The 8,443-nt window shown below is 55.1% G+C and carries 9 protein-coding genes; 3 read left to right on the top strand and 6 right to left on the bottom strand.

What is annotated here, in order from left to right:
- The 3 genes from VI895_12570 to VI895_12560 all read left to right on the top strand — a co-directional run.
- On the top strand, positions 1–1,584 hold a 1,584-nt coding region (locus tag VI895_12570; protein HLG20632.1), incomplete at its 5' end, for a CpaF family protein.
- A 2-nt stretch (positions 1,585–1,586) separates the two neighbouring features.
- Positions 1,587–2,459, top strand: a complete 873-nt coding sequence (locus VI895_12565) for a type II secretion system F family protein (protein ID HLG20631.1) — start codon at positions 1,587–1,589, stop codon at positions 2,457–2,459.
- Between the two features lie 22 nt (positions 2,460–2,481).
- Positions 2,482–2,739, top strand: coding sequence for a hypothetical protein (locus VI895_12560; protein HLG20630.1), 258 nt, complete (start codon positions 2,482–2,484; stop codon positions 2,737–2,739).
- Here the strand turns inward: VI895_12560 and VI895_12555 are convergent, their stop codons facing one another.
- The 6 genes from VI895_12555 to VI895_12530 all read right to left on the bottom strand — a co-directional run.
- A complete protein-coding gene (locus VI895_12555; GenBank protein HLG20629.1) occupies positions 2,740–3,102 on the bottom strand; it encodes a TIGR02266 family protein in 363 nt (120 codons plus the stop codon).
- Positions 3,087–3,473 (bottom strand): hypothetical protein, encoded by a 387-nt coding sequence (locus VI895_12550; protein ID HLG20628.1) that lies wholly within the window; start codon positions 3,471–3,473, stop codon positions 3,087–3,089. The genes VI895_12555 and VI895_12550 overlap by 16 nt, the downstream gene beginning before the upstream one ends.
- On the bottom strand, positions 3,470–4,732 hold the full coding sequence (locus VI895_12545; protein ID HLG20627.1) for a hemolysin family protein: 1,263 nt from the start codon (positions 4,730–4,732) through the stop codon (positions 3,470–3,472). The genes VI895_12550 and VI895_12545 overlap by 4 nt, the downstream gene beginning before the upstream one ends.
- A 5-nt stretch (positions 4,733–4,737) precedes the next feature.
- A complete protein-coding gene (locus tag VI895_12540; GenBank protein HLG20626.1) occupies positions 4,738–5,739 on the bottom strand; it encodes a hemolysin family protein in 1,002 nt (333 codons plus the stop codon).
- Positions 5,740–5,801: 62 nt separating this feature from the next.
- On the bottom strand, positions 5,802–8,234 hold the full coding sequence (lon, locus tag VI895_12535) for an endopeptidase La (GenBank protein HLG20625.1): 2,433 nt from the start codon (positions 8,232–8,234) through the stop codon (positions 5,802–5,804).
- Between the two features lie 21 nt (positions 8,235–8,255).
- A partial coding sequence (locus VI895_12530) for a thioredoxin domain-containing protein (protein HLG20624.1) occupies positions 8,256–8,443 on the bottom strand: 188 nt, incomplete at its 5' end.

Here is an 8,443-nt window from a genome sequence, read left to right as displayed (position 1 = left end):
AACGAGGGAATTATCCGTCAGAAGCTCCGTCGAGAAATTCTGGCGCTTCTGCCTGAGGGAAACGCCGAAGTTCAAAATTCCGTTCACCAGGGGATTCCGCTTTTTATTTCCGACCCCCGTGCACCATACAGCCGGGTGATCGAGGAAGTGAGCCGGGCCGTCCTTTCCAACGGCCTCCTGCGTCCCGTCACCGGTCTAAAACTCAAACCTGTGGCCGCCGCTGCCCCTGTTCAACAGACTGTGATTTCAAATGCGGGACAGCAGCGCTGGTTTGACAAGCAGGCCGATGAAGCGGCCGACCGACAGGCCGATCTCCGGATGAAAATTCACCAAAAACTGATCGAAGTGATGGATTTTCGCCAGTTCTCGACCGACGAACTGGTCAAATACGACGACAAGACGATCGAAGACCTTAAAACAAAAACGCGCGACGTGATCCTCAATATTATCGATCGGATGTCCGACGTCCGTTCGCGGGACGAGCGGCAGCAGCTCGCCAAAGAGGTCCTGGATGAAGCGATCGGCCTCGGACCGTTGGAAGACCTGCTGGCCGATCCGGACGTCAGCGAAATATTGGTGAATCGCCGGAATCAGATCTACGTGGAAAGAAAAGGCAAACTGACGATGACGCCGTGCCAGTTCACGACCGACAAGCACCTTCTGGGCGTAATCGAACGAATCGTCGCGCCTGTCGGGCGGCGTATCGACGAAAAGACTCCGATGGTCGATGCGCGCCTTCGCGACGGCTCCCGTGTGCATGCGATCATTCCTCCGCTGGCTCTGGACGGTCCGATGCTGACGATCCGGAAATTCAGCCGGGATATTCTAGGGCCCGAACGTTTAATCCAGCTCGGCGCCATCACGGAGGAGATTTCCGATTTTCTCCGCGCGTGCGTTCAAACTCGGCTCAACATTATTATTTCGGGCGGCACCGGCACCGGGAAAACCACGATGCTCAACGTCTTGGCCAATTTCATCCCATCGAACGAGCGGATTCTTACCGTGGAGGATTCCGCCGAACTCCGACTCCCGCAGGACCATGTCGGCCGATTGGAAGCCAGACCCGCCAATCTTCAAGGAGAAGGAGCCATTCCAATTCGCGAACTCGTTCGAAACACACTCCGCATGCGCCCGGACCGGATCATCGTCGGCGAGTGCAGAGGAGCGGAGGCGCTCGACATGCTTCAGGCGATGAATACCGGTCACGACGGTTCGATGACGACGATCCACGCAAATTCCCCGCGGGACTGCATTTCCCGGTTGGAAACGCTCGTCATGTTTTCCGGCTTGGAGCTCCCCTCCAAGGCGATTCGCGAACAGATCTCCAGCGCGATTCAATTGATCGTTCAATTGAGCCGGTTAAGCGACGGTTCCCGCCGTGTGGTCGCGATTACCGAAGTAACGGGGATGGAAGGAAACACCGTTCAGCTTCAGGACATCTTTCTCTTTAAACAAAAGGGAATCGATGCCAACGGAAAAGTCTTGGGCAATTTCATGGCGACCGGCCTCGTGCCCACATTTGCCGAAGAATTTAAAAAGAAAGGAATTAAAATGCCGAAAGGGATGTTCGGGGGAGCTCCATAACCATGGAATCTTTGTTCGGATATGGCGCGATCGGACTCGCGACGCTCGCCACGGCAGGCGCCAGCTATTTTGGTTACCCATGGATCGAGGAATCCATCTCCAAATCCTTAGGTACGTACATTGACCGGGTTTCGTCGATGCAAGAACGGATGTTTCAGTCGGTCGAGCGCCCGAAGGTGGCCCTCTATATCGTCCTTTCCACGCTGGCGATGACATATGTGGGATATGCTTTTTCGCACGGATATGGATGGATTACGTTCTTTTTCACCTTGCTCTTTTCCTGGATGGGTTGGTCGTTGCCGCGCTGGTGGGTGACATTTCGCTGGAAGCGAAGGCTTCGGCTCTTTGATGCCCAATTGATCGACGGCCTAAACCTGATGGCCAATTCGCTGAAATCCGGTTTAAATCTTTCTCAAGTAATTCAGGTCCTCGTTCAGGAAATGCCGAAGCCGATCTCCCAAGAGTTCGGCCTGGTCTTGTCGCAGCAGAAATTGGGTCTCACGTTGGATGACGCGCTGGCTAAAATGCTCGATCGCGTTCCGAGCGAGGACTTGAGCGTGGCGATTCATTCGGTTCTGATTCTCCGCGAAACGGGCGGAGATTTAAGTGAGACGTTCGACGTTATCGCCTCGACCATCCGGGAGCGAAGAAAAGTCGATGGAAAGATCAAAGCATTAACCGCACAAGGAAAAACCCAGGGCCTTTTGCTCTTTTTTATGCCTTTCGCCCTGGGAACGCTTCTCTACTTCATGAATCCGGATTTCCTGACGCCGATGTTCACCACACGCCTCGGCTGGATGATGATCCTACTGATGCTTTTCTTCCAAATTATCGGTGGCTTATGGCTCAAGAAAATCGTGACGATCGATGTGTGAGGCGCATGCTATAATGAGGCCGATGATTCGGACAGCTTTCATGGCTTTCGTCCTGACCATGGGCGTGTTTGCACCGGTTCAGGCGCAAACGAGCGCCGACCTTACGCGCGCGACGGTGGGTCAGGGTGCCCTCGATCCCAACTGCACGCCCGGCACGGCCGGCCGCGCAACGACGATTCCCCCCGCCGAACTCAAGCAGATTGAAGGATTATGTTCGGGTAAGAATTACCGATCGTTGACCGACTGCTACAACTGCGAAATCAAGAAAATCTGCAATTAGCTAACTCGTTCCAATCGCCTCCTGAATATACTTTCGAATCAAATTGAGATCGGTTTCATCCAATGACCCGAATTCCACGCCCATTCCTTGCGACATCTTCGAAACCGGGCGCTCCGTGCCCGGGGGAGCGGTATTGAGCCAAACAACTTTTCCTCGAGCTTCGAATACACGGTCGATATTTGGAAGGGTGAAACGAAGCGTAATGGGAGTCCCGATCGAAAACGGTTTTTCCGTTTCGATAAAGATGCCCCCTTCGCTCAAATTATTCGAATAATCGTACAGATACGTATCGGGACTCTCGAAATCCACTAGCACACGCACCAACACCCGAGGCTTCTGTCTTCGTTCTATCGCCGCGGCCATGGCTCCTCCCCTTTTCCCAATTTCTCGGCGGCAAGGTTCGCCGGAATGACCAATCCGTCGATGACGCTGACCTGCCACCTCAATTCATGCGTCCGGTTTTTCGTATCCGAACAGGTCACGTTCATGTGCCCATGAAACCGGTTGACTGGGATAGCTTGGCACAAACGGTGATCGCTCGGCAAAAATTCCGCCATTTGTATCTTCAAACTCATGTTCCCCGTCCCGGCTTCTTCTACGAGACGGATTGCCGTCCTTACGTCGGCGCCTTGAAACGCCAATTGAAGATACGTGAGAATGCCGATCAAAAGTAGCGTGGCGCAAGCTACGAAAAGAAGGCGGCCGGAAGTGAAACGGAGGCCGGATTCCGTCATTGATCGAACCTCCTCTCTTCGCGCTGTTTTCGTCCACTAACGGTACGCCGCTCGGGGAACGTAATCTCCACTTCATCAATGCTTCGATCCGTCGCACGGATCACTCGAAATATAAGGCGACGATAACGATACTCTTCTCCCATGGTCGGAATCCGTTGGAACTGAGCCAATAGAAAACCGCCGAGCGTTTCATAATCTCCCAGCGGAATCGGCTGAGGAAGCAGCTCATTGAGCTGCACGACGGGCATACGTCCGTTGGCGAGCATTTTGTTCGTATCCAAACGTCGTACGGCGGACGCGGCGACGTCGTACTCGTCTTCGATTTCGCCTACAACCTCTTCCAAGACGTCTTCCAAAGTTACGAGGCCGATGGCGCCACCGTACTCGTCCACCACAATCGCAAGCGTGTCGCCCGCCCGCTGCATGATCACCAGGAGGCGTTCCACCGGCGTATTGGCCGGCATGAACCGAACTTTCCGGGCGACCAGGCCGACCAACGTCTGGGGATCTTTGGCGAAAAGAAGATCATATTGATTCACCCAACCCACAATGTTGTAAACGTTTCCGGAAAAGACCGGCAAACGGCTGAACCCGCTTCGGCGCATCTCGGCGGACGCCTCCGCCAGCGTGATATCATCGCGAATCGACACGACGTTCACGAGAGGAATCATGATGTCGGTCGCTTGTCGGTCGGAGAGCGAGAAAATACGGTCGATCATGCGCCGTTCGAGATCCTTAACCCCTTGCGGGCGCTCGAAAGCCCGAAAAACAAGCTCCAATTCTTCCCGCGTGACCAAAGGCGTCTTCTTCGTCGTGTGAATCCCGGTAATGAAGGCGAAAAAGCGAGAGACCCCCGCAATGGCGACCACCATCGGGCTAAACAACCACGAAACCGTTCGCAACGGAAAGATGACCTGGGGGGCGATTCGATCTGAAAAACGCTGAAAGATCGTCTTCGGCAGAACTTCTCCGAACACCAGCATGAGCGGGAACGTCGCGGCTATCGTAAGGTACTGGTACTCCGAGCCAAATTGTTCGATGACGAACAGGGTCGCAACCGCGTTGAGCGTCACCGTCGCCAAATTCGTTCCCAAAAGCGTGGCCCCCAGAAGCCACTCCGGATTCTCCAAAGCACTGCTTAAGGACTTTGCGCGAGCCGAGCCCTTCTTGACGAGATAGCGAAGTTGGGCGCGGTTCATCGACACCACGGCGATCTCCGAACCGGAAAAAAATCCCTCCATCAAGACACAGAGGATCATGATAACTACGGTTTCGATGGCGTCCCCTCGTCCATGTCCCGTTCGTCCCGAATGTCCCCGAAGACCTGTTCCAAAACGTCTTCCAGCGTGACCACGCCGATCATTTCGTGCGCAAACGTTCCGCAAACCATGCCGAAGTGCGTTCGCTTGCTCCGAAACTGCGCGAATAGATGGAGGGCCGTCGTCTCTCGCGGCACAAGCAACGGGGCGCGTATCAAAGGCAAAATGGAGGCATCGGGATCCAGGTCCGAAACTCCCAGCAAGTCTTTGGAATACAACGTTCCCACGACCTTCTTTTCTTCGTCCAGAACGGGGAAACGGGAGTACCGCTCGGAATCGATCTTCTTCAAAGCCTCTCGAATCGTCATCTTGCTTTGCAGGTAGGACACCTTCTCGAACGGAGTCATGAACCGATCTACGCGAAGATCGTCCAAGTTGAACACGCTGTGGATCATCCGCTGTTCGCGGGCGTCGAGGACACCTTCCTCCGTGCCGGCATCCACCATCGAGCGAAACACTTCTTCCGACACTCCTCCGGCGCCCGAAACCGAGCTGCCCGTGATCCGCAGCACTTGATGCGAAATCCAACTCAGTCCGTCGCGAACCGGAGCGATGAAGCGACTAAACCAATAAAGAGGAAGGGAGTTCATGGCCGCAAGACGCTCGGGATTTCGAACTCCGAGCGTTTTTGGAACGATTTCCCCGAAGATCAGGACGAACGGGAGCACACAGATAATTGCGAGCAACGGCAGATACTCGTGCTCCACTCGATTGTAGAGCAGGCGGTAAACCAGCGACGATCCGACGACGCTGATGGCGGCGTTCACCGCCTCGTTTCCGGTTAGAAGAGTCGAGAGCAACTTCGTCGGTTCGCTGAGAAGTTTTTGTGCCGACCGATAACTGCGCGGCGCCGAGATTTTTAGTCGTCGTACTCGATGCAGACCGAGGCTAAAAAGCGCCGATTCCGAACTGGAAAAAAACCCGGAAAAGAGGATGAGGACGAACAGAATCGCAGTCTGGGTTATGAGTGCCGGGTCCAGATATCTCTCCTCCGGTCCCTCGGAAAGGGCTACGCCGTCGCTTCTCGTTGGCGATGACTGCTCGACCGCGGCGTCCGCTCTCCCCCGGCCGGCGTTTCTCTGGTTTTGTCCGATCCACGGACATTGAGCGCATGGGCCAGGACGTCTCTCATCGTCGCCACCGGTATCAGCTTCAACCCTTTCCGGTAATGCTCCGGAATTTCCTCCAGATCCTTCTCGTTGTTCTCGGGGATTAAAATCGTGGTGATTTTCGAGCGCCGGGCGGCCAATACCTTTTCCTTCACGCCGCCCACCGGCAGCACGTGCCCGCGCAACGTGATTTCACCCGTCATGGCCACCTTCCGATTGATCGGCCGTCGGGTTAACGCGGAAATCAGCGCTGTCGCCATCGTCACGCCCGCCGAGGGGCCGTCCTTTGGAATCGCACCCGCGGGAACGTGAATATGAATGTCGCGGTTCTGGAACAGAATGTCCTTGATGCCGAGTTCTTTGGCTTTCGATCGCGCGTACGAAAGCGCCGCGCGCGCGGACTCCTTCATCACGTCTCCCAAATGTCCGGTCAGGGTCAGCGTTCCGCGTCCTTTCATCAGCGTAGCTTCCACAAAGAGAATTTCGCCGCCGGTAGCCGTCCAGGCGAGCCCCGTCGCCACTCCCACCTCGTTCTTTTCCTGTTCCCCTTCGGGAATAAATTTCGGCGGCCCCAAGAGCTTATGAATATTTGTCGGCGTCACCACGAGCTTGGTCTTTTCACCTTCCGCCACTCGTTTCGCCGCTTTTCGAAAGACCGACGCGATCTCCCGTTCCAGGTTTCGAAGTCCCGCTTCCTTTGTATATTGATCGATCAGGGTCTTGAGCGCTTCGTTGCCAATTTCCACCTGCTTTTCGGTGACCCCGTTTTCCTCGAGCTGCTTGGGAATCAAATAACGGTGAGCGATTTCCACTTTTTCCTCTTGGGTGTACCCGGACAGACCGATGACCTCCATGCGGTCCCGCAACGCCGGTGGAATCGGATCGACCAGATTCGCCGTGGCGATGAACATCGTGTTGGAGAGGTCAAATGGAAGATTCAAATAATGGTCCCGAAACGTGTGATTCTGTTCCGGATCGAGAACCTCCAATAGCGCGGAGGAAGGATCGCCCCGAAAATCCGCGCCGATCTTATCGACCTCATCCAGAACGAAAATCGGGTTCCGCGTGCCCGCCTGCTTGATTCCCTGAACGATTCGGCCGGGCATGGCTCCCACGTAAGTTCGTCGATGACCTCGGATCTCGGCCTCGTCCCTCATCCCGCCCAACGAAACACGAACAAACTGTCTTCCCATCGCTTTCGCGATCGATTTACCGAGTGACGTCTTCCCGACGCCGGGGGGACCGACGAAACAAAGAATGGGGCCCTTGAGTTTCTTCTTCAATTTCGTGACTCCGAGAAATTCGAGGATTCGATCCTTCACTTTTTCGAGATCAAAATGATCGTCGTCCAGTATCGTCTTGGCTTTGGAGAGATCGATGTTGTCCTTCGACATCACGCTCCAGGGCAGATCCACCAACCAATCCAGATAGGTCCGAACGATCGAAGCTTCCGCCGCGTCGGGATGCATGTTCTCCAACCGTTTAAGCTGCTTGTATGCCTCTTCCTCCGCCTCGGGCGGCATTTTGACCTTGTCGATTTTCTCCCGAAGTTCGCGAAGTTCTTCGCCCTTGGAGTCTCCCTCGCCCAGTTCGGATTTGATCGCACGAAGCTGCTCGCGGAGATAGTACTCGCGCTGCATCCTCGTCATCTCTCCCTTGGCCTGGGTCTGAATCTTTTGCTGAACGGAGAGAATATCGAGCTCTTTTTGCAGGTGGGTGAGAACCGCCTTGAGTCGATCCTCCGGCTCGGTCATTTCCAAGATCGGCTGCGCTTCTTCGACTTTCAATCCCAGGTAGGACGCCACCAGATCCGCCAATCGTCCCGGATCGGAGACGTCATCGAGAACGATCAAAATCTCGGGCGAAAGGATCTTCCCGTGAGAAACGATCTTCTCCAAGACCTCCTTGATCGTCCGCATCATCGCCGTCAGCTCTATTCTTTTCTTGGCGATGTCGGGTTCCGGGAACTCCTTCAGTCGGACAAAATAGTGCGGAGTCTCCTGGACGTACTCCTCCACTTTGGCCCGACGAATTCCTTGGACGAGGATTTTGATCCGCCCGTCCGGAACCGGCAGCTTGTGCATCCGCATGATCATCCCGATGCATCCGTGCGGATGGATCCCTTCCGGGGTCACCACTTCCGCCTGTATGTCCTTCTGAGCGGCTAGAAAAAGCAACCGGTCCTTGGCCAACGCCGCTTCAACCGCCTGAATGGAACTCTCTCGCCCCACGAAGAGGGGGAGAATCACATGGGGGAAAAGGACGACGTCCTTGACCGGCAGAAGCGGAAGGACTTCCGGGATTTCGATTCGATCCAGATTTTGTTCCGCCATGATTCCTTCCCCCCGTCCGAGTTACGGCATCACTCCCTTGTCGCGGATAAACGTCCGGGTCCCCACGCGCGCCACCTCTTCATCTATAATGTCTTTAAAGTTCTCAAACGGAACCGCCCCGGATAACAGAACCCCGTTGATGAAAAAGGCCGGAGTGCCTGAAACGCCGGCATTCGCCCCGTCTTCAATGTCATGCTCGACGTCGGCCC

It is taken from the genome of Bdellovibrionota bacterium (assembly GCA_035292885.1).
GTDB lineage: Bacteria > Bdellovibrionota_G > JALEGL01 > JALEGL01 > DATDPG01 > DATDPG01.
This window is presented reverse-complemented; position numbering and strand designations above follow the sequence as displayed.

Bases quoted from the DNA above. Each gene is read 5' to 3' on its own strand.
- VI895_12545 (HLG20627.1), bottom strand. From the start codon at position 4,732: ATGATCCTCTGTGTCTTGATGGAGGGATTTTTTTCCGGTTCGGAGATC.
- VI895_12555 (HLG20629.1), bottom strand. From the start codon at position 3,102: ATGGCCGCGGCGATAGAACGAAGACAGAAGCCTCGGGTGTTGGTGCGT.
- lon (HLG20625.1), bottom strand. From the start codon at position 8,234: ATGGCGGAACAAAATCTGGATCGAATCGAAATCCCGGAAGTCCTTCCG.
- VI895_12565 (HLG20631.1), top strand. From the start codon at position 1,587: ATGGAATCTTTGTTCGGATATGGCGCGATCGGACTCGCGACGCTCGCC.
- VI895_12560 (HLG20630.1), top strand. From the start codon at position 2,482: ATGATTCGGACAGCTTTCATGGCTTTCGTCCTGACCATGGGCGTGTTT.
- VI895_12550 (HLG20628.1), bottom strand. From the start codon at position 3,473: ATGACGGAATCCGGCCTCCGTTTCACTTCCGGCCGCCTTCTTTTCGTA.